The sequence below is a fragment of the Cobetia sp. BMC6 genome (assembly GCF_029991385.1).
GTDB lineage: Bacteria > Pseudomonadota > Gammaproteobacteria > Pseudomonadales > Halomonadaceae > Cobetia.
This window is the reverse complement of sequence record NZ_JAKUMF010000002.1, coordinates 155,011-181,481: the sequence shown is the minus strand read 5'-3', so window position 1 is coordinate 181,481 and position 26,471 is coordinate 155,011. Positions and strand designations below refer to the sequence as shown.

Below are 26,471 nucleotides of genomic sequence, written 5' to 3'. Positions count from 1 at the left end.
TCAATACTCCTCATACCAGCTGCGACCATCGCGCGTGATCATCGCGATCGAGGAGACGGGCCCCCAGGAGCCAGCCGGATAACGGCGTGGCGTGGCGGCGCGAGATTCCCAGCCATCGATGAGGGTATCGACCCAGCGCCAGGCGTGTTCGATCTCGTCACGACGCACGAACAGATACTGCTGGCCCTTGATGACCTCCAGCAGCAGACGTTCGTAAGCTTCCGGAATACGGCGCTTGGGGAAGGCGCTGTTGAAGTCGAGATCCAGCGGGCCCGGGCGCAGACGCATGCCCTTGTCGAGACCGGAATCCTTGGTCAGCACCTGCAGGGAGATGCCTTCGGACGGCTGAAGACGGATGATCAGCTTGTTGGCCGCCAGCGAGCGCTGGTCCGGATCGAAGATATAGTGCGGCTGCTGACGGAAGTGGATCACGATCTGTGACAGCTTCTCCGGCATGCGCTTGCCGGTCCGCAGGTAGAACGGCACACCGGCCCAGCGCCAGTTGGAGACTTCGGTCTTGAAGGCCACGAAGGTCTCGGTCTGGGATTCGGTGTTGGCACCCTCTTCCTCGAGATAGCCCGGCACGTGCTGGCCGTCGACGGCACCCGCGATGTACTGGCCACGCACCAGATCCGTGTTGAGACGCTCGCCGGTGATCGGGCGCAGCGCCTTGAGCACCTTGACCTTCTCGTCACGAATGGCGTCTGCGTCCAGGTTGGACGGCGGATCCATCGCGATCAGGCATAGCAGCTGCAGCAGGTGGTTCTGCACCATGTCACGCAGCTGACCGGCCTGATCGAAGTAACCCCAGCGACCTTCGATGCCGACCTTTTCCGCCACGGTGATCTCGACGTGGGAAATCTGGTTCTGATTCCACTGATTGCCGAACATCGGATTGGCGAAGCGCAGCGCGATCAGGTTCTGGACGGTTTCCTTGCCCAGGTAATGATCGATGCGATAGATCTGGGATTCGTGGAAGACGGCACCGATCGCGTCGTTGACGACGCGCGAGCTCTCCAGATCAGAACCGATCGGCTTCTCGACCACGACACGCGAGTGCTCGTCGAGGCAGCCCGCAGCCTGCAGATTGCTGCTGATATCGCCGTAGATACGCGACGGTACGGAAAGATAGATCATCAGCGGGCGCGGTGATGGCTTGCCCTTGTCATCCACTCGCCAATCGGCGATCGCGGAATAGCCTTCCACGGTGCTGAAGTCCAGCGCCGCGTAACTGATACGAGAAAGGAAGCGCTCGATGCATTCCTTCTCGAGGTGCTCCGGCTTGACGCGCTCCTTGAGCGCCGCCTGCACGGTGTCCTTGAAGGATTCGAGGCTGACATCCTGACGCGCCAGACCGATCAGGCGGGTTGCCTTCTCGAGCAGGCCGTCACGGTCGAGGTGATAGAGGGCTGGATACAGCTTGCGCTTGGCGAGGTCGCCCAAGGCGCCGAACAGGGCAATATCCACGCCCGGAATGATGTCGGAACTCATGCCGCCGATTTCTCCCGTCGAAACTGCCCTGTATGCCGAAATGACCGACAAGGTGGGCGACATCGAACCCGCTTCCTGAAAGCTGCGCAGGCTGGCGCGGCGAGGAGAGGCTCGAGTGACACACGGCACCGGGAAGGCGTTGGCGATACATGGCTGGTTATATTAACAACAAATGTAGCGATAACGCCGCTGTCACTCAAGACAATTCGCCCCACAAATAGGTAAACTTACCTAAAAGTGGTAGTCAGCGGCGCTTTCGCCTCCACCTCGTCCTTCGCGCCCCTGGATCAGCAAGTGACCCAAAGAGATGCTTGGCCTACCAGACGAGTGAGGCTAGGATGCCCAGATTACGTAGTTATTTCACTACACAATGGCAGGGTAACAGGCGAATGGCAGTACACGACCTCATCAATCGCATCCGTGAACGTCTCGACGAGCTCAACCGCTCCGAGCGCAAGGTCGCCGACGTCATTCTGGCGGACCCGGCTGCGGCCACCGGCATGAGCATCGCGGCGCTCGCTCAGGCCTCGCTGGTCAGCGAGCCCACCGTCAACCGCTTCTGTCGCAACTTCGATGCCAAGGGCTTCCCCGACTTCAAGATCAAGCTGGCCCAGAGCCTTGCCGGCGGCACGCCCTACGTGTCGCGCAGTGTCGAACAGAACGATGATGCCGCGTCCTATGGCGACAAGATTCTCGGCGCCACCGTGGCGGCGCTGGACGATGCCCGACGCGCACTGGATCCCAGACGCATCGAACGCGCCGTCGACTACCTGAGCCAGGCCAAGCAGATCTGCTTCTTCGGCCTTGGCGCCTCAGGCCCGGTGGCGGCGGATGCCCAGCACAAGTTCTTCCGCTTCAACCTGCCGGTCATGGCCTATGAAGACGTGCTCATGCAGCGCATGGTGGCCGCCGCCTGCCATACCGGCGACGTGATAGTGATCATCTCCTACACTGGACGCACCCGCGAGCTGGTCGATATCGCCAAGCTCGCACGCAGCAATGGCGCCGCGGTACTGGGCATCACCGCACCGGACTCTCCGCTGGCGCGCGAGTGCACCGAAGTACTGGAAGTCATGGCACCGGAAGACACCGATATCTATATGCCGATGACCTCACGCATGATCCACCTGGCCTTGATCGACGTGCTGGCCACCGGCGTGACGCTGCGCCGTGGGGAAGACTTCCAGCAGCACCTCAAGAAGATCAAGGACAGCTTGAAGGACACCCGCTTCCCACCGGAATCTTGAGCACCTGTCTGGACGCCATGAGCACTTTCTGAAAATCACCAGCACCAGGCTCGGCGTCATCAGTCCCAGCCAGAGCAGATGAGCGCTTCCTGCGAGGCCATTCGGCGCGTTGCTGACCCTTCCGCGTCACTTGAGCGATCCTTCAGGGATGGCGCGGGGCTTGCACCCGCGTGATCAAGACACAACAATACGCGCCATACTCCCTGACATGCGGTGTTCGCCGCATGATGTCTCATGTCGTGAATGCTGAGGATGCTTCCCATGCGCTGGCTGGCCACTGCTGCTCTGACCCTGATATCCGCCCTTCCCGTGACGATGAGTCTGGCTCAGGCCGACACCTTCAAGTTCACGGCGATTCCGGATGAAGACGAGTCACGCCTGGTCGAGCGCTTCGACAAGGTCGCCGACTATCTGGAAGAGAAGCTCGGCGTCGATGTCGAGTACGTGCCGGTCAAATCCTACAGCGCCGCCGTCAGCGCCTTCCGCAATGATCAGATCCAGATGGCCTGGTTCGGCGGCCTGACCGGCGTTCAGGCGCGTCAGATGGTACCGGGCTCCGTCGCCATCGCGCAGGGCGTGGAAGACGCCGCCTTCCGCAGCTATTTCATCGCGCGTCGCGACCTCAAGCTGGCCGGCGATGCCGCCGAGCCGCTGGATACCCTGCCCGACACCATCGAAGGCCACTCCTTCACCTTCGGCGCCAAGACCTCCACTTCGGGTCGCCTGATGCCGGAATACTATCTGCGCGAGCAGTTCCAGCAGGCGCCGGACGCCCTGTTCAGCCGCGTCGGCTTCTCCGGCGACCACTCCCGCACCATCGCGCTGGTCGCCGCCGGTACCTACGATGTGGGCGCGGTCAACTTCGCGGTCTGGGATGCGGCCGTCAAGGACGGCAAGGTCGACCCGAGCAAGGTGCAGGTGCTGTGGCAGACACCGGCCTACCCGGATTATCAGTGGACGATTCGTGGCGATGCCGACAGCCACTTCGGCGCGGACTTCACCGCCCACGTCACCCGGGCGCTGCTGGACATGAAGGCCCCGGACCTGCTCGAGAGCTTCCCGCGCTCCGGCTTCATCCCGGCCAGCAACGATGACTACGCGCCGATCAAGACCGTCGGTGAACAGCTCGGTCTGCTGCGCTGAGCTCATGACTCAGGAAACACCCTCTCCACTGCTGCACCTGACGCAGGACCACCTCGGCCATGGCGCCGAGGTGGTCCTGCGTGATCTGGATATCCGCCTGATGCCGGGCGAGCGCGTCGCCCTGCTCGGTGCCAGCGGTGCGGGCAAGTCCACGCTGCTGGAAGCTCTGCGTGCCGCGCTGCAACAGCGCGGTGTCGCGGCCGCCTGGTGCCCTCAACGTCAGGGACTGGTGCCGCAGTTGTCGGTCTATCACAACATCTTCATGGGCAGGTTGGACCAGCACTCACGGCTGACCAATCTGTGCAACCTGCTGCGCCCGAAACCGGCTCACTGGCAGGCGGTCGCCGCCCTGTGCGAGCCGCTGGGTATCGCCGGGCTGATGGAGCGCTCCGTCGAGGCGCTTTCCGGCGGTCAGCGCCAGCGCGTCGCCATCGCACGCGCGCTCTATCAGGGCCATGACCTGTTTCTGGGGGATGAACCCGTCGCCAGCGTGGACCCGTATCAGGCCAGTCAGCTGATCCAGCTGATTCATGCCCGTCACGCCACCAGCGTGGTGGCGCTTCATCAGCGCGAGCTGGCACTCACTCACTTCACAAGGGTGATCGGGCTTGGCAAGCAGACTGAAGGCATGGATCGTCGTCATGGTCAGGTGCTGCTGGATGTCGCGACCGACGGACTGGCTCCCGCCGACCTGGACTTCCTGTACCCCGCTGCGGCGACCCACGAGTCATCCGATGCCAGCTGAATCTTCCAGCGTGACAGCAGAGCGACTTCGCCCTCCTCGCTGGTGGCAGGCACGCAGTGACGGCGCGCGCCTGTTGCGCCTCGGTGGCGGTCTGGTCATCGCGATGCTGGTGCTGGCGCCCTTCGCCGATCTCTCCGTCACCTCGCGTGACCCCTGGCAGGAGCTGGGCCGCATGCTGGCGGGTCTGGCGTCGCCTGCGCCCGGTGAGCTGGAGTCCCCGTTGCACGCTCTGGTCCTGACCATCGCCTTCGCGCTGTGGGGTACGCTACTGGGCGCGCTGATCGGACTGCCATTGGCGCTGGTCTACTCACGCTCGCGCCTGCTACGGGGCATCTGCGCCGGGCTGCGTGCGGTGCATGAGCTGTTCTGGGCGCTGCTGCTGCTGCAGGTGTTCGGGCTATCGGCCGCCACGGCGCTGGCCGCGATCACGATTCCCTATGCGGCGACCTTCGCCAAGGTCTATGCCGAGATTCTCGAACAGCTGCCGCAGGCGCCACTAAAGGCGCTGCCCTGGGCCAGCTCGCGCGCGATGCGCTTTGTGTATGCAGAGCTACCGATGGCGTGGCGGCGCATGGCCAGCTACACCCGTTATCGCTTCGAATGCGGACTGCGCGCCAGCGTGCTGCTCGGCTTCGTCGGCTTGCCCACGCTCGGGTTCTATCTGGAAAGCGCCTTTCGCGAGGGCCGTTACGCCGAGGCGGGCGCCCTGCTGTGGATCTTCTATCTGCTGATCGCCACGCTTCCCTGGTGGGGGCACCGCCGGGCGTTGCCGATACTGGCCATCGCCAGCCTCTGGTGGCTGGGGCCATGGCCCGATGTCAGCCCGACCCTGCTGTGGCGCTTCATCAACCATGACATCTGGCCGGCACCGCTGGTCAATGCATCCTTCGAGTCACTGATCTCGGGCGAGCTCGTCACAGGCCTGCTGCAGTGGGCAAGCCATCTGCCCGACCTGCTGCCCGCCATCGGCAACACCCTGCTGCTTGGCCTGCTGGGCACCGCCGGCAGTCTGTTGATCGCCATGCTGCTATGGCCGCTGGCCAGCCGCCATGTGGGCAATCGTCTCTCACGGCACTCGACCAACGGCCTGCTGATCTTCCTGCGTACCACGCCGGAGCTGATTCTGGCCTTCATCCTGCTGTTGCTGCTGGGGCCATCGCTGCTGCCCGCCTGGCTGGCATTGGCGCTGCACAATGGGGCGATCATCGCCTTCCTGTGTGCGCGTCACGCCGACCAGATTCAGCTGCCGCCCAGTCGCCCGCAGGGCAAATTCGAATGCTGGCTCTATGAGCTCAACCCGCGTGTCGCCCCCGGCATGTTCGCATTGCTGCTCTACCGCGCCGAGACCATCATTCGCGAGACAGCGATTCTCGGCATGCTGGGGGTGGTGACGCTAGGCTTTCATATCGACTCGAGCTTCGAATACCTGATGTTCGATCAGGCATTTGCCTTGCTGGTGCTCACCGCCATGCTCAATATCGGCGTTGACAGTCTCGCGCGGCGCCTGCGCCCGAGCGGCGAGATCTCGGAAGACAGCTGCGTGCGCTGACTCTTACCCTACACAGGAGTAGGCGCTGACTTCATGACGCACCCGACTCCCCTTTGAACGAGCCTTGCCATGTCACCCTCCATGCCACCCTCCATGCCACCTTCCATGCCGCCATCGTCATCCACGGAGTCTGCCAGCTCGGCAAGCGCCAAGCGTGAAGCGCAGCGCATCACCTTGATCGGCGCAGCGCTGGACGGCGTGCTGGGCGTCGCCAAGCTCGTGATCGGCAAGCTGGTCGGCTCGCAGGCGCTGATCGCCGATGGCATCCATTCCCTGTCAGACCTGGTGACGGATGCCTTCGTGTTGGTGGCGACTCACTTCGGCCGCCAGGCACCGGACCGCTCACACCCCTGGGGGCATGAGCGCATCGAGACACTCGGCACCCTGGTGCTCGGCAGCCTGCTGTTGGCCGTGGCAGGCGCGATAGGCTGGGAAGGTATCCTGCGTAGCTGGGAGCTGATGTTCGGCGCGCTGACCATCCCGCTGCCCGGTGCGCTGGGCATCGGCATCGCGATCATCTCGCTGCTCGGCAAGGAAGGTATCTTTCGCGCCACGCTGAAGGTCGCACGCAGGCAGAACTCCAAGCTGCTGGAAGCCAATGCCTGGCACTCGCGCAGCGATGCGCTCTCCACGGTGGCGGTATTGGTAGGGCTGATCGGCACCCAGCTGGGGGCCAGCTGGCTGGATGGCATCGCGGCGGTCATCGTCGGGGTGATGGTCGGCAAGATCGGCGCCTCACTGGCCTGGGAGGCCTCCCGCGAACTGATCGACACCGCCCTGCCGCGTGAACAGCAACACGCCATGCGTGAGTGCCTGCTGTCACTGCCGGAGGTACGCGGGGCGCATGACCTGCGCAGCCGCACGCTGGCCGGCCGTATCGTGCTGGAAGTCCACATGCTGGTCGCGCCACGCATCAGCGTCTCGGAAGGCCACGCCATCGGCCATCACGCCGTGGCTCGTCTCAAGGCCCAATTCCCTCAGCTCAGCGATGTGCTCTATCACATCGATCCGGAAGACGATTCGCAGCATGCCCAGGCGAGCCTGGCGCAGCCCACGCGGCAGCAGCCACTGCCTTTACGTCACGACATCATCGCCGCGCTTGATCAGTGCTGGCAGCAGTCACCTCTCTGGCAGGCGCGCAGCGGGCTTACCCTGCATTACGTCCACCATGCCACTGAATCCGCCGAAAGCGTCCCGTCAGCTCCGCATGTGGATATCCAGTTGGAACTGCCAAGTCGTACTACGGAAACTGCTCTGCAATGTTACCGAGACGCTGACGCGCGCAACGCATCAATCGCCGAAATGGAACGCCTTGCAGCGGATCTTGAATGGTTCGGCAGACTATCGATTGGCGTGACATCCCATATCCACCAGCAGTGAAGTGTGGGTTACACTGCAGGCAAAGACAGACATCCACCAGACAAGGAGCACGCCATGAGCAACGCATCCGGCGAAATGCACAAGACACGCATCATCAGTGAGCTGAAAGGCTTCATCCGCAAGCTGCTGCAGGACCCGAAGATTCTCGAGCAGTCGCTGGTCGTGGCGCGAGCGCGCCTCAAGGAAGGGGCAGCACAAGGAAAGAATGAGCAGGCGGTGCTGGCTATCATCGCCAACGAGATCTCTGACACTACCAGCATCCATATCCCGGAAGATCCCGCAGAACACTCCGATGCGGACAAGCTGTTCCTGGAACTACTGAAGGATGTGGTCGAGGAAGAAGAAGCGCTTTATTGAACGCAATAAAAACCGCCCTAAGGGCGGTTTTTATTAAATATCTTTATTAATTTTCGACTTACTCAGAACCATCGTCACGGCATGTAGTGGGCACCCACGCTGGATCCATTTTGCCACCGTAAGTACATTCCCAAGTAATAGCCCCAGAACCATCCGCAGGAGTTAAAACAACAGTAGCATCGGCAGCAACTTTAGAATTGTAAGTTACAGTGATTGCTGTAACAGCGTCGCCACCACCAGAGATAGCAATCTTACTCACTGAGTTACCCGGATTAGCCCCTGATTCAGTTTCACTTGCGCCTTCTTTATCTTCAATAGCAATCCCCATATCAGTTAACTTTTTAGGCCAAGCACCTTCGGAGGAATAGTATTCAGTAATACCTGTTTTGTATGGAGCCGCGAGCGTCAAACCTTCAGAAACGTGGGCACGCTTCGTATAATCTTGATAACGCGGAATCGCGATGGCCGCCAGAATACCGATAATCGCCACAACGATCATCAGCTCGATCAATGTAAAACCAGCTTGTTGCTTGCGTGTCATGGTGTGACTCCCTTGCCTTTGCGTAGTGAGATCAGGTCGTACGTCCTGAAACCCCGGTTACCTTCCCTGACCAGCAGGATGTTACAGAAGCATGTCGGTATGGGCGTTTGATTCTAATATTCCCAACAACATCTTCTACCGCATAACATCTTGATATCACGGGGTGTCGACCGGACGGGACGAGTGATACCACAGCCACAGTTCAGGTGCCATTGCCATGTCGCAAGACGCTTTCCTGGCGGCGCTGACGGCTGCTTGGTTGTTACAATAGATTACACTCAGTGACATTGCAAGCAACGAATACAAAAATCTTGTGATCTGGATGCCGGCGCATTTCAACGTTTCTGCCAACCTGGAAGATTCTGGCAGTCGGGACTTACATGGCCTCCACACATTCATGTGAACGGTACGCCATTCCTAGCGACAGGCAATCCAGCTACACTCTTCCCCAATATGGCGTTTGTCATATGCTGACTTATCGCACCTTGGCTCACCCGCAATACGCCAGTCCGTGCTTCATGCGTGAAGCACTCCGGGTAGACTCATTGGCCACTGCAACAGGAAGAGTGTCATGCCCCAGCCAGAACACACGCTAAAAGGATTTGCCGCTCGACTGGTCGACTCTGGCCTGCTCGAGCCACAGGCAGCGCAGCTGGCGGAACAGGAAGCCAATGAGGCCGGGGAAAGCCTGTTGCTGCACCTCATCGCCCATGGTTTGGTGCCGGCACGTGAGGCGACGTTGGCGGCGGCCTGGGAATATGGCCTGCCGTATGTGGATCTCGATGCCATTCGCATCGATTCACTGCCTTCCATTGATGAACTGCCCGAGAAGGTACTGCGCAAGCTGGGTGTCTTGCCACTCTATCGCCGTGAGCATCGCTTGACCGTCGGGGTGCCCTCCCCCTCGACACTGACGCATCTTGATGAGCTGCAGTTTGCCACCGGCCTGTCGATCGAGAGTGTCCTGGTCGCTGCCGATCAGCTGACACCGGCACTGGAACAGTACCTGGAAGCCGGCGAAGAAAGCGCCATGGATATACTTGGCGAAGATGGTGAAGCGCTCGACGGCCTGGAATTCGAGGGCGAGGAAGACAATAGCCACGACATGGCGATCACGGCCAGCAGTGACGATGCGCCAGTCGTGCGCTTCGTTCACAAGGTACTGCTGGATGCCATCAAGCGCGGTGCCTCGGATATCCACTTCGAGCCCTACGAATCCACCTACCGCATTCGTTTTCGTATCGATGGCATGCTGATCGAGAACACTCGGCCACCCTTCAACATGCGCAACCGGATCTCGGCACGCCTGAAGGTCATGTCGCGCATGGATATCTCCGAGCGCCGCTTGCCGCAGGATGGCGCGATCAAGTTGCGGCTGTCCAAGTCTCGCTCCATCGATTTCCGCGTCAATACACTGCCGACCGTGTATGGCGAGAAGATCGTGCTGCGTATTCTCGACCCCAGTTCAGCCAAGATGGGCATTGAAGCGCTGGGCTTCGAGCCCGAGCAGCGCGCCATGTTCGAGAAGACGCTGGCGCAGCCACAGGGCATGATTCTGGTCACGGGCCCCACCGGCAGCGGCAAGACCGTGACGCTCTATACCGGCTTGAATATCCTCAATACCCCGGAGCGCAATATCTCGACGGCGGAAGACCCGGTCGAGCTCAAGGTGGAAGGTGTCAACCAGGTCAACGTGTTGCCCAAGATCGGTCTGGATTTCGCCTCGGCCCTGCGCGCCTTCCTGCGCCAGGACCCCGATGTGGTGATGGTCGGGGAGATTCGTGACAAGGAAACCGCCGAGATTGCCGTCAAGGCGGCACAGACTGGCCACCTGGTGCTCTCTACCCTGCACACCAACTCGGCGCCCGAGACACTGACACGTTTGAGCAACATGGGGATTGCCCCCTTCAACATCGCGAGTTCTGTCTCGTTGATCATCGCTCAGCGCCTTGCACGTCGCCTGTGCACCCACTGCCGTCAGCCCGCAGAGATTCCGCCTGAGGCGATGGCCTCGATGGGGTTCAGTGAAGACAATGGCTTCAGCGCAGCAGAACTCGAGGCGGCGACCATATTCCGTCCTGTCGGTTGCAGTCAGTGCACGCTGGGTTACAAGGGGCGCGTCGGCATCTATGAAGTCATGCCGATCTCGGATGAGATGAGCCGCTTGATCATGCGTGAGGGCACCGCCATCGAGCTGGCAGACCAGGCACGCAAGGAAGGGCTTTCAGACCTGAGACGTAGCGGCTTGCGCAAGGTGATGTCGGGCATGACCTCACTGGAAGAAGTCAATCGCATCACCAAGGACTGAGTCACTGTTGCAGGCCACGCATGTCACGGTTATCCATGGCGGCTGACAGTGATCAATACGCTAGATAGCTGACTTTTGCTCAGTCATCAGGCACATTGAGTACAAGATGACCCAGGCGTTGAACATGGCTAGACCGACAATGCCTGCTCCCCATTTATCAGGGAACGATAACTGACATGGCAACTCCCAGAACTGCCAAGAAAGACAAGAAAAAAGCGGGCATTGAGACCTGGCAATGGTCTGGCAAGAATTCGCGCGGTGAAAACGTCAAGGGCGAGCTGATGTCGGCCAACGTCGATCAGGTCAAGAACACGCTGGTCAGCCAGGGCATCGTGGTCAAGCGTCTGCGCAAGAAGTCCTCCCTGTTTGGCGGCAGCAAGAAGGTAAATGGCAAGGATGTCACCATGTTCGCCCGTCAGATGGCAACCATGATCCGTGCTGGCGTGCCGGTATTGCAGGCATTTGGCATCGTGGCTGAAAGCATGAAGAGTCCAGGTATGCGCCATCTGGTCGAAGACATGATGAATCAGGTGGGAGCAGGCGCCAGCTTTTCGGAAGCCTTGCGCAAACACCCCCAGCACTTTGATAACCTGTTTGCCAATCTGGTCGAAGCTGGCGAACAAGCTGGTGCCCTGGACAAGATGCTCGACCGCGTCGCAACTTATAAAGAAAAGATTGATTCTCTCAAGGCGCGCGTCAAGAAAGCCCTGTATTACCCTATCGCCGTGATCGGCGTCGGGATCGGGGTAACAGCCATCCTCTTGATCAAGGTAGTCCCGCAGTTTGAAAGTCTTTTCCAGGGCTTCGGCGCAGAGCTGCCTGCATTTACCCAGCTGACGATCACCTTGTCGGAGTACGCGCAGAATTACTGGTATGTTGCTTTAGGCGCGATAATCCTGACCGTCGTACTCATTGCGCAAGGCATCAAACGCTCTGACAAGTTTGCCTACGCCAGTCACCGCTTCATGCTCAAGGTACCGGTGCTCGGCGATATCCTGGATAAATCGTCTGTCGCTCGTTACTCACGCACATTGGCCACGACCTTCCAGGCCGGGGTTCCGTTAGTGGAATCGCTAGATACTGCCGCCGGCGCCTCAGGCAACAAGGTCTACGAGCGTGCCATTGCCCAGATCAAGGAAGATGTCTCTACCGGCCAGCAGCTGAACTTCGCCATGCGCAATACACAGTTGTTTCCAACACTGGCAGTACAGATGGTAGCGATTGGCGAGGAATCCGGCTCACTGGATGCCATGCTCAACAAGGTGGCGGATTTCTACGAAGAAGATGTCGACAACAAGGTAGATGCATTGACCTCATTGCTGGAGCCCTTGATCATCGTGGTGCTAGGCACCCTGGTGGGCGGGCTTGTGGTCTCGATGTATCTCCCCATCTTCGAGCTGGGCAACGCGATCTAGAGCGCGGCCTGCACTCGAAAGATGCTTTCATGCCAAGCGGCCGCGCCACCTCAGGGACGCGGCCGTGTCATTTACTGACAAGGACGACTCGTGGAATCACTCGCCCAACTCTCCCCCACCCTGCAGGCCTGCCTGGCCGGTATATTCGGCTTGCTGATCGGCAGCTTTCTGAATGTCGTCATCACTCGCCTGCCCGTGATGATGATGCGCCAATGGCGCGCTGAAGCCCGCGAGGCATTGGAGCTGGAAGCCGAAGACACACCGCGCTTCAATCTGCTGGTGCCCGCATCACGCTGCCCGGGCTGTGACACGCCGATCAAGTGGCACGACAACCTGCCCATTCTCGGCTGGCTGAAACGGCGTGGTCGCTGCGCCAGCTGCAATACGCGCATCAGTGCGCAATATCCGCTGGTGGAACTGGCCGGTGGCGCACTTGGTGCGTCCATCGCGTTGATCTACGGCCTGGAGGCACAGAGCCTATGGATCTTCGGTGCCTGTCTGACCCTGCTGGTGCTGTCGGTCATCGACTTCCGCACCCAGCTGCTGCCAGATGCCATCACCCTGCCACTGCTGTGGACAGGCCTCGCCTATCAGTTGCTGTTCCAGCCTCTGATGCTGCCCAGTGCCGTCATCGGCGCGATGGCGGGCTATCTGGTGCTGTGGAGCTTCTACTGGCTATTCAAGCTGGTCACCGGCAAGGAAGGCATGGGCTACGGTGACTTCAAGCTGCTCGCCGCTCTCGGCGCCTGGCTCGGCTGGCAGTGGTTGCCGCTGTTGCTGATTCTGTCCGCCGGCCTCGGGGCCGTTCTGGGCATCCTGCTGCAACTGCTGGTACCGCGCCTGCGTGGCGCACCGATGCCCTTCGGGCCTTACCTGGCGGTTGCCGGCTGGATCGCTCTGCTGTTTGGCACACCCTTGATGAGCCTCTACCTGAGCGTGATCGGCGCATGATGAGGTCCTCTCCGACCCAAGGCCCTATCATCGGGGTCACCGGCGGCATCGGCAGCGGCAAGTCGAGCGTCGCGCGGTTGTTCGGCGAGCTGGGCATCCAGTGGGTGGATGCCGACGATGTCTCGCGCGAGATCGTGCGTCCCGGCGAGGCCGCTCTGGCCGAGATCATCGCCCACTTCGGCGAGTCGATCGTCACGGCGCAGGGCGAGCTTGATCGCGCCGCGCTGCGCGAGCGGATCTTCGCTGCCCCTGAGGAGCGCCAGTGGCTGGAGCGCTGCACCCATCCGCGTATCCGGGAGCGGATCGTGCAGCACCTGGCGGCCATGACCAGCCCCTATCGCCTGCTGGTCTCTCCCCTGTTGTTCGAGTCCGGCCAGGACAGCCTCGTCTCACGTACCCTGGTGGTGGATGTCAGCCAGGATATCCAGCTTGAGCGCACGCTGAGCCGCGATGGTGTCAGCGAAGCACAGGTACGCGCTATCCTCGCGGCCCAGCTGCCACGCGAGACACGACTGGCCAAGGCCGACGATGTCATCGACAATGACGGAAGCCAGGCGCATCTTCGTGAACAGGTAAGGGCCATGGATGCCTACTATCGATCACTGAGCGCCCCCCATACACCGTTTCAGGACACCCCTCATGTCTGATGCCACCGCTACCCCCAATGGCAAGACACCATTGACCGTCGCTTGCCCGCAATGCCGTACCGACGTGGTATGGAGTGCCGCCAGCATGTTTCGCCCCTTCTGCAGCAAACGCTGCCAGCTGCTGGATCTTGGCGCCTGGACGGATGAATCCCACAGCATCGCCGGTGAGCCCGCCATGGATGAGACCAGTATCGACGAGATGGTGGCGCGCATGGAGCGCGACATGCATCAGCAGTAGCGCTCGACAGAGCCCTGCCGGTTCAGACTGGTGCAGGGCTAGACACTCAAGATGCTCGGCAACCAAGATGCCAAGCAACAAAAAAAGACCCTCGAGGCTAGCCTCGAGGGTCTTTTGTCGTTCAGGCAACTGCCATCAACGCGCGAGCATCACTTCCAGAAATCACGGATCGACGCGATACCCTGGGCACCGACGGCGCGTGCGTGATCGCTGTCATGGCGAGACATGCCACCCAGCGCGTAGACCGGCATGCACGCCTGCTCGACCAGCCCCTGGAAGTCATGCCAGCCCAGCGGTGGACGCTCCGGGTGCGACGGCGTCACACGCAGCGGTGACAGTGACACGAAGTCACACGCCACACGACCGGCCTGGTCCAGCTGCTGCTGATCGTGGGTAGAGGCAGACAGCCACTTGTTGGCGGCAATCGGACGCTCGCCCTTTTCCGCCAGCTCTGCCAGACGCACGCTGGTCAGGTGAATACCATCCGCATCGACCTTGTCGAGCATGGACGGTTCGGCGTTTAGCAGCAGACGAGCACCACGCGCATGACAGATCGCCAGTGCCTTCTCGGCACGCGCGATATAGGCCGCCTCGTCCAGCTCCTTGGCGCGCAGCTGGACCAGACGCACGCCGTCCTCATCCAGCGCACGCGTCAGACGCGTCTCGAAGACGTCCTCATCGGCCTCTTCCGGCGTGATCAGATACTCGCGCGGCAGCGAGACCGCCCGCAGAATCGGCAGATTCGCCGCCGGGAAGGCGTACTTGTAGAGATCCTCGATCTCGACCCAGCGCACTGCCTGCCCTTCACGACCAAAGGGCTCGCCAGTGAACTGACGCGTTTCCCACACATCCAGCAGGATGTGCTTGTCCGGGTATTCGTGATGAATACGGATCAGCGGCTGAGCACGAATGATCTCGATGCCCAGTTCTTCGCACAGCTCACGCTTGAGCGCTTCCAGACCGGTTTCGTAAGGCGCCAGCTTGCCACCCGGAAACTCCCACAAGCCGCCCTGATCCACCGTCGAGGGACGACGTGCAATCAGGACCTGGCCCTGTTCGTTTAAGATGGCGGCAGCCGCCACGTGAACCCTTCGCTTCGGCATGATGCCTGTACCTTTGACTCGCGTTGTACATCCGACTCCGCCTCGAGAGGCGAAGCCTGCGGGAGATATTGCATTACCGCTTCAGCGTAGGCCTTCGCCCTCGGGCGTCAGCTACGATAATCAGCGTTGATCGAGACGTAATCGTGGGACAGATCCGATGTCCAGATGCGAGCTTCCTGCTGTCCACGCCCCAGGCGGATGCCGATCACCAGCTCTTCCTCGGCCATGGCGGCACTGCCGGCGGCTTCGGTGTAGCTGTCGGCACGGCCGCCCTGTTCGACGATGGTGACGCCATTGAGCGTGATCGCGACACCCGTGACATCCAGCGCTTCCAGCGGCGCACGTCCGACGGCCGCCAGAATGCGCCCCCAGTTGGCGTCGCTGGCATAGAGGGCTGTCTTGACCAGCGGCGAGTGCGCGACGGTAAAGCCGACGGCACGCGCCTCTTCCTGTGAACGCGCCTCGCTGACCTCGATGGTGACGAACTTGGTCGCCCCCTCACCATCACGAATGATGGCCTGAGCCAGCTCGAGCATGACTTCCGCCAGGGCGGCCTCGAACGCGATCAGGTCTTCACCCTCGACACGCCCGGCCTGCCCCGTGACAGCCAGCATGCAGGCGTCATTGGTGGAGGTATCGGAATCGACGGTGATGCTGTTGAAGCTCTTGACCACCACCCGGCGCAGCATGGCATCGAGAGCCGCCTGATCGATGGCGAGATCAGCATCGGTGGCCACGAAGCCCAGCATGGTCGCCATGTTCGGGCAGATCATGCCGGAGCCCTTGGAGACTCCTGCCAGCGTCACTGTCTCACCATTGCTCAGCGTCAGTGTCCGCCAGCTGCCCTTGGGCCGCGTATCGGTGGTCATGATGCCATGCGCGGCGGCTGACCAGTCGCCATCGCCCAGGTTGGCAAAGGCTGCCGGCAACGCCGCCGTCAGACGATCCATCGGCAAGGGTTCGCCGATCACGCCAGTCGAGAACGGCAGCACTGCCCGGGCATCACAGCCAGCGATCTCCGCCAGGGCCTGGCAGGTCGCGCGAGCATCGGTCATGCCCTGCTCGCCGGTTCCCGCATTGGCATTGCCGGTGTTGATCACCAGATAACGCGGCCCTTCGACGCCTGCCGTGAGGTGCTCACGTGCGACATGGACCGGCGCCGCGCAGAAGGCATTGCGGGTGAAAGTGCCTGCAAGACGCGACCCTGCCTCGAGGGCCATGATCACCAGATCACGACGACCCGGCTTCTTGATACCGGCTTCAGCAACCCCGATCTGACAACCGGCAATCGCCGGCATGTCAGCGGGAAAAGTGGAAGGCCCTACCGCCATCGCTCACGTCTCCAATCATGGTGTTCTGTGACAACTGCCCCCTGCGAGCCGAATCGACGTGACTCGCAGGGAGACTGTTTGGCGCAGTGTCAGCTCAGCTTGCCGTGGCACTGCTTGTATTTCTTGCCGGAACCGCACGGGCACGGGTCGTTGCGGCCGACCTTGGGCACATCGCGGCGCATCGGCTCGCCATCGGCCTGACCCTGAGGCTGCGAACCGTACTGTGCCTCAACGACTTCTTCCGCCGCCTGGACACCGTCTTCACTGACCGCATCTTCATCGACACGGCGCGTTTCGGCACCGGCCTGCTCGCGCTCGAGATTGGCACGACGCTCTTCTTCCAGCGTGTCGACCTCTTCCTGGCGACGCACCTGCACGTGGCTGAGAATGCGCACCACGTCGGACTTGATGTTGACCAGCAGCGTCTGGAACTGCTCGAACGCTTCGCGCTTGTATTCCTGCTTCGGGTTCTTCTGGGCATAACCGCGCAGGTGGATACCGCGACGCAGGTTGTCCATCGCCTGCAGGTGTTCCTTCCAGCGCGTGTCCAGCACCTGAAGCATGACCTGCTTCTCGAAGCGGCGCATCAGCTCAGGGCCAACGGCCTCGACCTTGTCGGCATAAAGCGCTTCATGGGCGGCCTGCAGACGTTCACGCAGCGTTTCCTCATGGAAGTGCTCGTCCTCTTCCGCCCACTGCACCAGCGGCAGGTCGAGGTTGAAGTCGGTCTTGAGGTCGTTCTCGAGGCTCGGCAGGTCCCACTGTTCCGGCAGGCTCTGCGGCGGCACACGCAGGGAGATGGCGTCATCCAGTACTTCGCGACGGATGCCGGCGATGTTCTCGGCGATCTCGTCGGCTTCGAGGATGTCGTTGCGCTGCTCGTAGATCACGCTGCGCTGGTCGTTGGCAACATCATCGTATTCGAGCAGCTGCTTACGCACGTCGAAGTTGCGACCCTCGACCTTCTTCTGCGCGCGCTCGACGGCATTGGAGACCATCTTGTGCTCGATGGCTTCGCCCTTCTCGAGCCCCAGCGCGCCCATCAGACGCTGCACGCGGTCAGAGCCGAACAGGCGCATCAGGCTGTCTTCCAGCGACAGGAAGAAGCGCGTGGAGCCCGGGTCACCCTGGCGACCGGCACGACCGCGCAGCTGGTTGTCGATACGGCGTGATTCGTGACGCTCGGAGCCGATCACGTGCAGACCGCCTGCCGCCAGCACGGCTTCGTGGCGCTCCTGCCAGCCATGCTTGATCTCGTTGATCTGCTCTTCGGTCGGCGCTTCCAGCTCGGCAAGCTCGGCTTCCCAGTTGCCGCCCAGCATGATGTCGGTACCACGACCGGCCATGTTGGTCGCGATGGTCACGGCGCCCGGACGACCCGCCTGGGCGATGATGGCGGCCTCGCTGACGTGCTGCTTGGCGTTCAGGACGTGATGCTTGACGCCCGCCTTGTGCATCATCTGCGACAGCAGCTCGGAGGTCTCGACCGAGGCGGTACCCACCAGCACCGGACGACCTTCCGCGACCTTCTCACGGGCATCCTCGATGATGGCGTTGAACTTCTCTTCCGCGGTCAGATAGACCAGATCATTCATGTCCTTGCGCGCGATGGGCTTGTTGGTCGGGATGACCATCACGTCGAGGTTGTAGATCTGACGGAATTCGAAAGCCTCGGTATCGGCCGTACCGGTCATGCCGGACAGCTTGTCGTAGAGACGGAAGTAATTCTGGAAAGTCGTGGATGCCAGCGTCTGGCTTTCCTTCTGGATGGCAACGCCTTCCTTGGCCTCGACCGCCTGGTGCAGGCCTTCAGACCAGCGACGACCGACCATGGTACGCCCGGTGTGCTCATCGACGATGACCACTTCGCCGTTGTTGACGATGTAATCCACGTCACGCACGAACAGGTTCTGGGCACGCAGCGCAGAGTGCACGTGGTGCAGCAGGCTCAGGTTCTGGGCCGCATACAAGGAATCCTCCTCCCCGAGCAGCTCCTGGGCACGCAACAGCGCCTCGACCTTCTGGTGACCGAACTCGGTCAGCTCGACCTGCTTCTGCTTCTCATCGAGGGTGAAGTCGCCGCTTTCCGGATCTTCCTCATCGCTGCACTGCTCGAGCTCGCGCGCCATGCGATCGATGATCTTGTAGAGGTCGGTATTCTCTTCCACCGGACCGGAGATGATCAGCGGCGTGCGCGCCTCATCGATCAGGATGGAGTCGACCTCATCGATGATGGCGAAGTGCAGCTTGCGCTGGACCTTGTCTTCCAGCGAGAAGGCCATGTTGTCGCGCAGGTAATCGAAACCGTATTCGTTGTTGGTACCGTAGGTGATATCGGCCTGATAGGCGGCGCGCTTGTCTTCGTTGTGCTGGCCGGAGTAGATGACACCGACACTCAGGCCGAGGAATTCATACAGCGGACGCATCCAGTTGGCATCACGGGTGGCCAGATAGTCATTGACCGTCACCACATGGACGCCTTCGCCGGTCAGTGCGTTCAGATAGACCGCAAGCGTTCCCACCAGCGTCTTGCCTTCACCGGTTTTCATCTCGGCGATGCGGCCTTCGTGCAGCGCCATGCCGCCGACCATCTGGGTATCGAAATGACGCATGCCCATGATGCGCTTGCTGGCCTCACGCACGGTGGCGAAGGCTTCCGGCAGCAGCTTGTCGAGGTTTTCCCCTTGCGCGAGACGCTCGCGAAATTCCGCGGTCTTGGCTGTCAGCGCCTCATCGGAGAGCGGTTCAAGCTCGCTCTCGAGCGCATTGATCACGTTGACCCGCTTGCGCAGGCGCTTCACTTCGCGATCATTCTTGGAACCCACTACCTTGGTCAGGAATTTACCCAGCATATTCTGTCCTTGTACGTGCCCCGGGGCCGGGGCACGGCTTCACATATCATGACACTCAAGCGCTGCCGCCAAACACGATGACAGGCAGCTCGATGTGGCCCGGGGCCCATCAGGCATTACGCTCGAAAGAAAAAACGAACCTCACCATCCGCGGCGCGAACGATGAACGGGGTGTCAGGACAGAATGGGCGGCGCACGCGGCGCGATGGCGTTGACGAGGCCACGCAGCAGGACGCGTGTGCAGGAAACGAAGGAGCGCTGTCGCGGGAGGTTGGGACTGGCCTGGGGCGCACGACGCACCCGCTTGCGCAGACAGCGCAGCCCCTGACGGCGACTCTCGGCACGAATCACCGCGGGTGCCAGCAACTGGATGCTGGCCAGTGTCAGATTGACGCGCTCGACCTGCGCCGCGCTCAGTCCAGCGGGGAACAGACAGCTGAGCAGCAGACCTGCCAGCAGCCAGCGCGGGGCCGTGCGTACCGACCAGCGACGCGAAGCGCCGCTACCGGAATCCGGTAACGCACGAGGGCGTGCTGTGGCATCGACAGGGCTCATGCTGTTGCCGGACTCCCGCTCATGATAGATTGCCGGAAATCACTGAACCGGCATGCAAGCCCATGAGTATAAAGGCTAAGCGTTTCCGCGCCCAGCCCGCGGCGCGCCTGTTGAACGGCAAGGGGCAACTTGGCAGCGTCATGCGCCAGGCACGCATGCTCGAGCAGGCCCAGCTGCACCTGCGTGCTGCACTGCCCAAGGACATGCAGGAACAGGTCTTCGTCGGCGGCTATCACGATGACACCTTGACGTTGATCACCAGCCGCGCCTCCTGGCTGACCTGGCTGCGCTATGAGCAGCGTCGCCTGATCAGTGTGCTGCGCGAGCTGCCAGAGCTCGCCACCCTCGCCCGCCTGGCCTTCAAGGTCCGCCCGATTCGTCCGGCTTTCGTGCCCGCACGCCAGCCACGCCACCTGCCAGAGGCCGCCGCGGAACATCTGCTGGATTGCGCTTCCCATACCCGCGACGAGCGTCTGCGTCTCGCCCTGGAGCGACTGGCGGCCCACGCATCGGATTCGAGCGACGACGCCGAGACGCCCTGAGCCAACTCAAACATTTCTTGTCCTGCATGCAAACAGCCGCGCCGCCCTTCTGGGCGGCGCGGCTGTTGTCGTTTCCATCTCCGGCTGGCTAAGGCCGGAGCAGTGCTGTCAGGCTGGACGGGCTAGGTCACAGTGTTCTGCTCGTACTGTCTCTCTGAGTGCTTTTCTTCTGAAGTACCTCGTCTTGCAGCTTTCGCAGATGTCATTGGCCTCGACTCAGACGGCAAGCGCCGGAGAGGCGTAGGAAATCGGCATCGCATCGGAGTTCTCGAAGGTGACGATCTCGTAGCTGTCGGCATTTTCCAGCAGTGCGCGGCACAGCATGTTGTTGAGACCATGGCCGGACTTGTAGCCACGGAACTCACCGATGATGCTGTGACCCAGCTGATAGAGATCACCGATGGCGTCCAGCACCTTGTGCTTGACGAACTCATCGTCGTAACGCAGGCCTTCATCGTTGAGGATGCGGTAGTCATCGACGACGATGGCGTTGTCGAGGCTTCCGCCCAGCGCGAGATTCTGGGAGCGCAGGAATTCGAGATCACGCATGAAGCCGAAGGTACGCGCTCGAGACACTTCCTTGACGAAGGAGGTGGTGGAGAAGTCGACCGTGGTGGTCTGCTTCTGCTGCTCGAACACCGGGTGATCGAAGTCGATGGCGAAGGACACCTTGAAGCCGTTGTGCGGTAGGAAGGTCGCGACCTTGTCACCATCACGCACTTCGATCTCGCGCTTGATGCGGATGAACTTCTTGAGCGACGACTGCTCCTGGATACCAGCGGACTGGATCAGGAAGACGAACGGACCGGCGCTGCCGTCCATGATCGGCACTTCCGGCGCGGACAGCTCGACGAAGCAGTTGTCGATGCCCAGGCCTGCGAAGGCGGACATCAGGTGCTCGACGGTCGTCACCTTGGCTTCACCATTGGAGACGGCGGTGCACATGGTGGTGTCACGGACGCTCATCGCATCGGCACGGATATGAGCCTGCGGCTCGAGATCGGTACGGATGAAGACGATACCGGTGTTGACCGGAGCGGGACGCAGCGTCAGGTAAACCTTGTCACCTGAGTGCAGACCAACGCCTGTGGCGCGGATCGTATTCTGGAGTGTTTTTTGTCGAATCATAGGGAGATAGCCAGTCAGCCTGAATTTGGAAACAGTGTTCATGATAACAGCAATGCAGGAATTCAACAAATTGTCACCTGCCGCTGCTAGGGAAATTCAACATTGCCTTTCGAGCACCATTGAGGCTTGCCCGCGCGCCTGCTGGCCTCGTGCTGAGTATGAACACGCAATCACCAAACAGTTCTCACTCGTACTGCCATAAAACGATAATCAATGTGCAAGACAGCTTAAAGACCTCCCTTCCTTACGCGCCCACGGCACTGGCGGATGCACTTGTGATGCACAGGCAGCACTCCCCGCGCCGGTGACGAAAGCCCCTTTTGTCTACCCCGGAAACGACTTCACCCACCCGGGAAGCCCCGAATGGGTGAAGTCAGACTCACGATGAGCCGTGTCATCTCAGCCTCGTGCCGACTGGCACATGAGCGTCAATGACGTGTCAGTCAGTGCGCATCAGTCAGCCTGGCGACGCAGGAAGGCCGGGATATCGAGATAGTCATCCATATCACGCGACTTGCGCGGTTCCGACTTCTTGGCTGCCGCTTCCTGCTCTTCCTTGGCCTGACGGGTGACCGTCGGCGTCTGCAGACTGCGGTAGTCCGCCGGCTTCTCGACGGTACGCTTGGCCGGTGCCGCTTCACGCGCCGCCGGCTTCTCGACGCGACCGTCAAGCCCGGCCGCCACGACAGTGACACGCAGCTCGTCGGTCATGTCCATGTCGATGGACGTCCCGACCACGATGGTGGCGTCCGGAGAAGCGAACTCCTGCACGGTGGCACCCACATCGTTGAATTCACCGATGGAGAGGTCCGGGCCTGCCGTGATGTTGACCAGGATACCGCGCGCGCCGTGCAGATCGATGTCTTCGAGCAGCGGGCTGCGAATGGCCTTCTCGGCGGCTTCACGAGCACGGTTCTCGCCGATGGCATCACCGGTCCCCATCATCGCCATGCCCATCTCGGACATGACAGTACGCACGTCGGCGAAATCGACGTTGATGATGCCCGGGCTGGTGATTAGCTCTGCGATCCCCTGTACGGCCCCCAGCAACACGTCGTTGGCGGCGCTGAAGGCGCTCAGCAGGCTGGCGCTCTTGCCCAGCACTGACAGCAGCTTCTCGTTGGGGATGGTGATCAGGGAGTCGACGTGCTCGGAGAGCTCCTTCATGCCCTGCTCCGCCGCCTTCTGACGACGCGGCCCTTCGAACGGGAACGGACGCGTGACGACGGCCACGGTCAGGATACCCAGTTCCTTGGCGACCTGCGCCACGACCGGAGCACCGCCGGTACCGGTACCTCCCCCCATACCAGCGGTGATGAAGACCATGTCGGCGCCTTGCAGCAGCTCGACGATACGCTCACGATCTTCCATCGCCGCCTGGCGACCCACTTCCGGGTTGGCGCCAGCGCCAAGCCCCTTGGTGATTTCACTGCCCAGCTGAAGGACAGTCTTGGCGGCCACGCGCTTGAGCGCCTGAGCATCGGTGTTGGCGCAGATGAACTCGACGCCTTCAATGTTGCTCTCGACCATGTGATTGACGGCGTTACCACCGCCGCCGCCAACACCGATCACCTTGATGACCGCGCTGCTGGAGGGTGCGTTATCTACCAGTTCGAACATATGCCCTGTCTCCTGGATCACAGTCTTTCTGTAATCCCTGTCAGAAATTTCCCTTGAACCAGCCCTTGATCCGCTCCAGCGTGGAGGTGTCGTGCTCATGGCCGTGAACGCGTCGTGCGGCAGATTCCTCCCTGCGCACCGCGACCGCAGTCGAGGATGGCGTATGCCGCTCCTGTTTCATCCCATAATGTAGCAAACCCACACCCGTGGAATAAATCGGATTGCGGACCACATCCGCCAGTCCACGCACATTTTGCGGGCAAGCGATGCGAACCGGCATATGGAAGATCTCCTCCGCCAGCTCAACGACACCTTCCATGCGTGACGTTCCACCCGTCAGGACCACGCCCGCAGCCACGAGATCTTCATAGCCACTGCGACGCAATTCATCGCGGACCAGGGTGAACAGTTCCTCATACCTGGGCTCGACCACTTCTGCCAACGCTTGACGGGACAGGTCACGTGCCGGTCGGTCACCGACACTCGGCACCTTGATCGTCTCGTCGCTGGAGGCCAGCTGGGTCAGAGCACAGGCATACTTGACCTTGATTTCCTCTGCATATTGCGTCGGTGTGCGCAGCGCCATGGCGATGTCATTCGTGACCTGATCACCCGCGATGGGGATCACAGCCGTATGACGAATGGCACCTTCGGTGAAGACGGCGATATCCGTGGTACCACCGCCGATATCCACCATGCACACACCCAATTCACGCTCATCCTCGGTCAGAACCGCATGACTCGAGGCGAGCTGCTCGAGAATGATGTCGTCGACTTCGAGCCCGCAGCGACGCACGCACTTCTCGATATTCTGCACGGCATTCAGTGCGGCAGTGACCAGGTGAACGCGCGCCTCAAGACGCACCCCGGACATGCCCAACGGCTCGCGAATACCTTCCTGCCGATCAATGGCATATTCCTGCGGCAGCACGTGAAGAATGCGCTGACCTTCAGAAATCGCTCGAGCGCGCGCCGAGTCGATCACGCGTTCGATATCAGACGGCGTCACTTCGCGATCCTTGATTGCCACGACACCATCGGAATTCATCGAACTGATATGACTGCCGGCGATGCCCACATATACCGAGTGGATATCGCAGCCGGCCATCAACTCAGCCTCCTCCACTGCGCGCTGAATCGACTGTACGGTCGATTCGATGTTGATCACCACGCCCTTCTTCATGCCACGTGAAGGGTGGGAACCAATTCCCGCGATTTCGATACCGCCATCATCGGTCGGCTGACCCACGATCGCGACTACCTTGGAGGTTCCGATGTCCAGCCCGACCACCATATCCTGTGATTTGGAATGTCCTGCCATAGGTCGGGCCAGCTCCTTGATTCTGGTTCATCATGAAAATAATTGCGCGCTTTGACAGACACCATGTCTGCCGCACCACCCAGAACGGGTTTACGTTCCGTTTAACCCGTACAGAGGGATTTGACTTCCCAGTATAGGAGCAGCCACTTGGGGCATACCAGCCTAAAATACCGAGGGGCGCAAATCCCCGCTAGAATAGGCGGGATTGACGACAAATGAAACTGGCGATATCGCCATTTTGCTAATACTCACACGCAAATGAAGCATGTAGTGAGTGTCGCCATTTGCATCAACTGTCCTTGCCTTCTTCGAGTGCCGTCGTCTCCCCATGCCACGCCACTGCCACTCCGTTGGGGTAGCGCAGATCAATGTAGCGGATCTGCGACGCCTCATCACCCAGACGCCGTTGCCAGGCCGCCATGAAACGCGCCAGACGCGCCTCTCGATCATTGCGACCCAGCATTACCCACACCGAATCATTGACCTGAAAGCGCCAGGCGCCACGTGGCTCCAATCGCAACTGGGAGACATTGAGCCCCAGCCCGCCCAACTGGCTCTGCAGCGCGTCAAGCTCGGCCAGCACTTCGGATCCACTGCCCTTGGGCCCCGCCAGATTGGGCAGGTTGCCCAGCTGCGTCACCGGGCCCGCCTGGAAGGCATCGCCGCGTACATTGAGCAATTCGCCATCATTCCAGTAGGCGACCGGCTGCTGTTCAAACAGCTCGAATTCAAGTGTATCCGGCCAGCGACGCGAGATGCTGACCTCACTCAGCCAATCGATCGCCAAGGCGCGACGCCGAACCTCGCCCAATGGGACGGAGAGCCAGCTCTGGCCACGAATCAACGGCGCAATATGACGCTGAAGGTAGGCAGCACTGACATGATCGAAGTCACCCTTGATGGTGACTCGCTCAATGGGACGATCAAGCCAGGTCCACAATGCCTGTCCGCCCGCGACCAGCAGCGCAAGGCCGAGAACGAGGCCGAAGATTGCACCGGTAGTGCTACGCGCCGCCATCGATCAATGACCACTCTGCTGAGCGACTGACGCATCGTCTGCGTCCTGCTCGGCAAGAGTCGTGTCGAGAATACGCAACACCAGAGTGGCGAAATCGAGCCCGACATGTGCCGCGGACTGCGGCACCAGGCTGTGATCGGTCATGCCCGGCGAAGTGTTGACTTCCAGCAGCCAGAAGTCGCCGTCCGCATCTTCCATCACATCGACACGACCCCAGCCCTCGCAACCCAGCACGTTGAATGCCTTGAGCGAGAGAGTCGCCAGCTCGGCCTCGCGCGCAGCGCTCAGACCGCAGGGCAGCAGGTAGCGAGTGGTATCGGTGAGGTACTTGGCATCGTAATCGTAGAAACCGCTATCCGCTTCGATGCGAATGGCTGGCAACACCTCGCCGTCCAGCACCGAGACCGTATATTCCGGCCCCTTGATGAAACGCTCGGCCATCACCACCGCATCGAAGCGGCTGGCATCCGTCCAGGCGTCCTGTAGCGCCTGAGCGTCCTCGACAATATGGATACCGAGAGTCGACCCCTCATGCACCGGCTTGACCACTACCGGGGTACCGAGCGTCTCGAGCACCGACTGCCAGTCCGTATCCGCCGCCAGGCGACAGGAGCGTGGCGTCGGCAAGCCCTCTATATCCCAGAGCTTCTTGGTGCGCAGCTTATCCATGCCAAGCGCCGAGGCCAGCACGCCGCTTCCGGTATAGGGAATGCCCAGCAATTCCAACGCTCCCTGCAAGGTGCCATCTTCGCCGCCGCGACCATGCATGGCGATGAAGACACGGTCGGGCCGCAATGCCTCGAGACCGGCCAACCCATGTGCCATGTCATAGCCCTGCACATCGACGCCCGCGCCCTGCAGGGCTTCCAGTACCGCCGCACCGCTCTTGAGTGACACCTCGCGCTCGGCGCTCAGGCCACCGAACAGCACCACGACACGTCCATAGCGCGTGGCCAGCTCAGGATTCACGCCTGTCGCTCCAGACGGGG

At 61.1% G+C, this 26,471-nt stretch carries 23 protein-coding genes; 12 read left to right on the top strand and 11 right to left on the bottom strand.

All coding sequences use genetic code 11. From position 1 onward, the window contains the following. On the bottom strand, positions 1 to 1,491 hold the full coding sequence (zwf, locus tag MKZ40_RS05020; RefSeq protein ID WP_175088302.1) for a glucose-6-phosphate dehydrogenase: 1,491 nt from the start codon (positions 1,489 to 1,491) through the stop codon (positions 1 to 3). A 389-nt stretch (positions 1,492 to 1,880) separates the two neighbouring features. Here zwf and MKZ40_RS05015 point away from each other — a divergent pair, with 389 nt between their 5' ends. From MKZ40_RS05015 to MKZ40_RS04990, 6 genes are all read left to right on the top strand, one after another. After that, positions 1,881 to 2,738, top strand: a complete 858-nt coding sequence (locus MKZ40_RS05015) for a MurR/RpiR family transcriptional regulator (protein ID WP_175088303.1) — start codon at positions 1,881 to 1,883, stop codon at positions 2,736 to 2,738. Between the two features lie 261 nt (positions 2,739 to 2,999). After that, positions 3,000 to 3,881, top strand: coding sequence for a putative selenate ABC transporter substrate-binding protein (locus MKZ40_RS05010; protein WP_175088304.1), 882 nt, complete (start codon positions 3,000 to 3,002; stop codon positions 3,879 to 3,881). Between the two features lie 4 nt (positions 3,882 to 3,885). Then, complete coding sequence (locus MKZ40_RS05005; RefSeq protein WP_175088305.1) at positions 3,886 to 4,626, top strand: ATP-binding cassette domain-containing protein; 741 nt, start codon at positions 3,886 to 3,888, stop codon at positions 4,624 to 4,626. Further along, positions 4,616 to 6,175, top strand: a complete 1,560-nt coding sequence (locus tag MKZ40_RS05000) for an ABC transporter permease (protein ID WP_254626946.1) — start codon at positions 4,616 to 4,618, stop codon at positions 6,173 to 6,175. The genes MKZ40_RS05005 and MKZ40_RS05000 overlap by 11 nt, the downstream gene beginning before the upstream one ends. Before the next feature lie 69 nt (positions 6,176 to 6,244). Then, entirely contained in the window at positions 6,245 to 7,555 is a 1,311-nt protein-coding gene (locus MKZ40_RS04995; protein WP_254626947.1) for a cation diffusion facilitator family transporter, read from the top strand. A 54-nt stretch (positions 7,556 to 7,609) separates the two neighbouring features. Then, positions 7,610 to 7,912, top strand: coding sequence for a hypothetical protein (locus MKZ40_RS04990; protein ID WP_175088306.1), 303 nt, complete (start codon positions 7,610 to 7,612; stop codon positions 7,910 to 7,912). Between the two features lie 58 nt (positions 7,913 to 7,970). Here MKZ40_RS04990 and MKZ40_RS04985 read toward each other — a convergent pair whose 3' ends face one another. Then, the gene (locus MKZ40_RS04985; protein WP_175088307.1) at positions 7,971 to 8,453 is read right to left on the bottom strand and encodes a pilin; all 483 of its coding nucleotides are present in this window, start codon (positions 8,451 to 8,453) and stop codon (positions 7,971 to 7,973) included. A 571-nt stretch (positions 8,454 to 9,024) separates the two neighbouring features. Here MKZ40_RS04985 and pilB point away from each other — a divergent pair. The 5 genes from pilB to yacG all read left to right on the top strand — a co-directional run bounded on the left by pilB (position 9,025) and on the right by yacG (position 14,012). Further along, positions 9,025 to 10,761 (top strand): type IV-A pilus assembly ATPase PilB, encoded by a 1,737-nt coding sequence (pilB, locus tag MKZ40_RS04980; RefSeq protein WP_175088308.1) that lies wholly within the window; start codon positions 9,025 to 9,027, stop codon positions 10,759 to 10,761. 176 nt (positions 10,762 to 10,937) lie between these two features. Beyond that, complete coding sequence (locus tag MKZ40_RS04975) at positions 10,938 to 12,176, top strand: type II secretion system F family protein (RefSeq protein WP_175088309.1); 1,239 nt, start codon at positions 10,938 to 10,940, stop codon at positions 12,174 to 12,176. A 90-nt stretch (positions 12,177 to 12,266) separates the two neighbouring features. After that, complete coding sequence (locus tag MKZ40_RS04970) at positions 12,267 to 13,127, top strand: A24 family peptidase (RefSeq protein ID WP_175088310.1); 861 nt, start codon at positions 12,267 to 12,269, stop codon at positions 13,125 to 13,127. Further along, positions 13,124 to 13,774, top strand: coding sequence for a dephospho-CoA kinase (coaE, locus tag MKZ40_RS04965; RefSeq protein WP_254626948.1), 651 nt, complete (start codon positions 13,124 to 13,126; stop codon positions 13,772 to 13,774). The genes MKZ40_RS04970 and coaE overlap by 4 nt, the downstream gene beginning before the upstream one ends. Further along, complete coding sequence (yacG, locus tag MKZ40_RS04960; protein ID WP_175088311.1) at positions 13,767 to 14,012, top strand: DNA gyrase inhibitor YacG; 246 nt, start codon at positions 13,767 to 13,769, stop codon at positions 14,010 to 14,012. Before coaE ends, yacG begins: the two co-directional genes overlap by 8 nt. 149 nt (positions 14,013 to 14,161) lie before the next feature. Here yacG and MKZ40_RS04955 read toward each other — a convergent pair whose 3' ends face one another. The 4 genes from MKZ40_RS04955 to MKZ40_RS04940 all read right to left on the bottom strand — a co-directional run bounded on the left by MKZ40_RS04955 (position 14,162) and on the right by MKZ40_RS04940 (position 19,853). Continuing rightward, a complete protein-coding gene (locus MKZ40_RS04955) occupies positions 14,162 to 15,115 on the bottom strand; it encodes a Nudix family hydrolase (RefSeq protein WP_175088312.1) in 954 nt (317 codons plus the stop codon). Between the two features lie 107 nt (positions 15,116 to 15,222). Then, complete coding sequence (gene argJ, locus MKZ40_RS04950; protein WP_175088313.1) at positions 15,223 to 16,446, bottom strand: bifunctional glutamate N-acetyltransferase/amino-acid acetyltransferase ArgJ; 1,224 nt, start codon at positions 16,444 to 16,446, stop codon at positions 15,223 to 15,225. Positions 16,447 to 16,535: 89 nt separating this feature from the next. Next, the gene (secA, locus tag MKZ40_RS04945) at positions 16,536 to 19,298 is read right to left on the bottom strand and encodes a preprotein translocase subunit SecA (protein ID WP_175088314.1); all 2,763 of its coding nucleotides are present in this window, start codon (positions 19,296 to 19,298) and stop codon (positions 16,536 to 16,538) included. 174 nt (positions 19,299 to 19,472) lie between these two features. After that, positions 19,473 to 19,853 (bottom strand): hypothetical protein, encoded by a 381-nt coding sequence (locus MKZ40_RS04940; RefSeq protein WP_043332488.1) that lies wholly within the window; start codon positions 19,851 to 19,853, stop codon positions 19,473 to 19,475. A 62-nt stretch (positions 19,854 to 19,915) separates the two neighbouring features. On the opposite strand from MKZ40_RS04940, the gene MKZ40_RS04935 reads away from it, so the two are divergent. Further along, positions 19,916 to 20,395, top strand: a complete 480-nt coding sequence (locus MKZ40_RS04935; RefSeq protein ID WP_175088315.1) for a DciA family protein — start codon at positions 19,916 to 19,918, stop codon at positions 20,393 to 20,395. Positions 20,396 to 20,611: 216 nt separating this feature from the next. On the opposite strand, the gene lpxC is transcribed toward MKZ40_RS04935, so the two are convergent. The 5 genes from lpxC to MKZ40_RS04910 form a co-directional block, all read right to left on the bottom strand. Further along, positions 20,612 to 21,523, bottom strand: a complete 912-nt coding sequence (gene lpxC / locus MKZ40_RS04930; protein WP_054555085.1) for a UDP-3-O-acyl-N-acetylglucosamine deacetylase — start codon at positions 21,521 to 21,523, stop codon at positions 20,612 to 20,614. Positions 21,524 to 21,976: 453 nt separating this feature from the next. Further along, on the bottom strand, positions 21,977 to 23,143 hold the full coding sequence (gene ftsZ / locus MKZ40_RS04925) for a cell division protein FtsZ (RefSeq protein ID WP_175088316.1): 1,167 nt from the start codon (positions 23,141 to 23,143) through the stop codon (positions 21,977 to 21,979). Between the two features lie 40 nt (positions 23,144 to 23,183). Continuing rightward, positions 23,184 to 24,464 (bottom strand): cell division protein FtsA, encoded by a 1,281-nt coding sequence (gene ftsA / locus MKZ40_RS04920; protein ID WP_077371694.1) that lies wholly within the window; start codon positions 24,462 to 24,464, stop codon positions 23,184 to 23,186. Positions 24,465 to 24,753: 289 nt separating this feature from the next. Then, a complete protein-coding gene (locus MKZ40_RS04915; protein WP_175088317.1) occupies positions 24,754 to 25,482 on the bottom strand; it encodes a cell division protein FtsQ/DivIB in 729 nt (242 codons plus the stop codon). A 3-nt stretch (positions 25,483 to 25,485) separates the two neighbouring features. After that, positions 25,486 to 26,451: a D-alanine--D-alanine ligase gene (locus MKZ40_RS04910; RefSeq protein WP_282627800.1), complete on the bottom strand. Its 966-nt coding sequence runs from the start codon at positions 26,449 to 26,451 to the stop codon at positions 25,486 to 25,488. Positions 26,452 to 26,471: the final 20 nt, after the last annotated feature.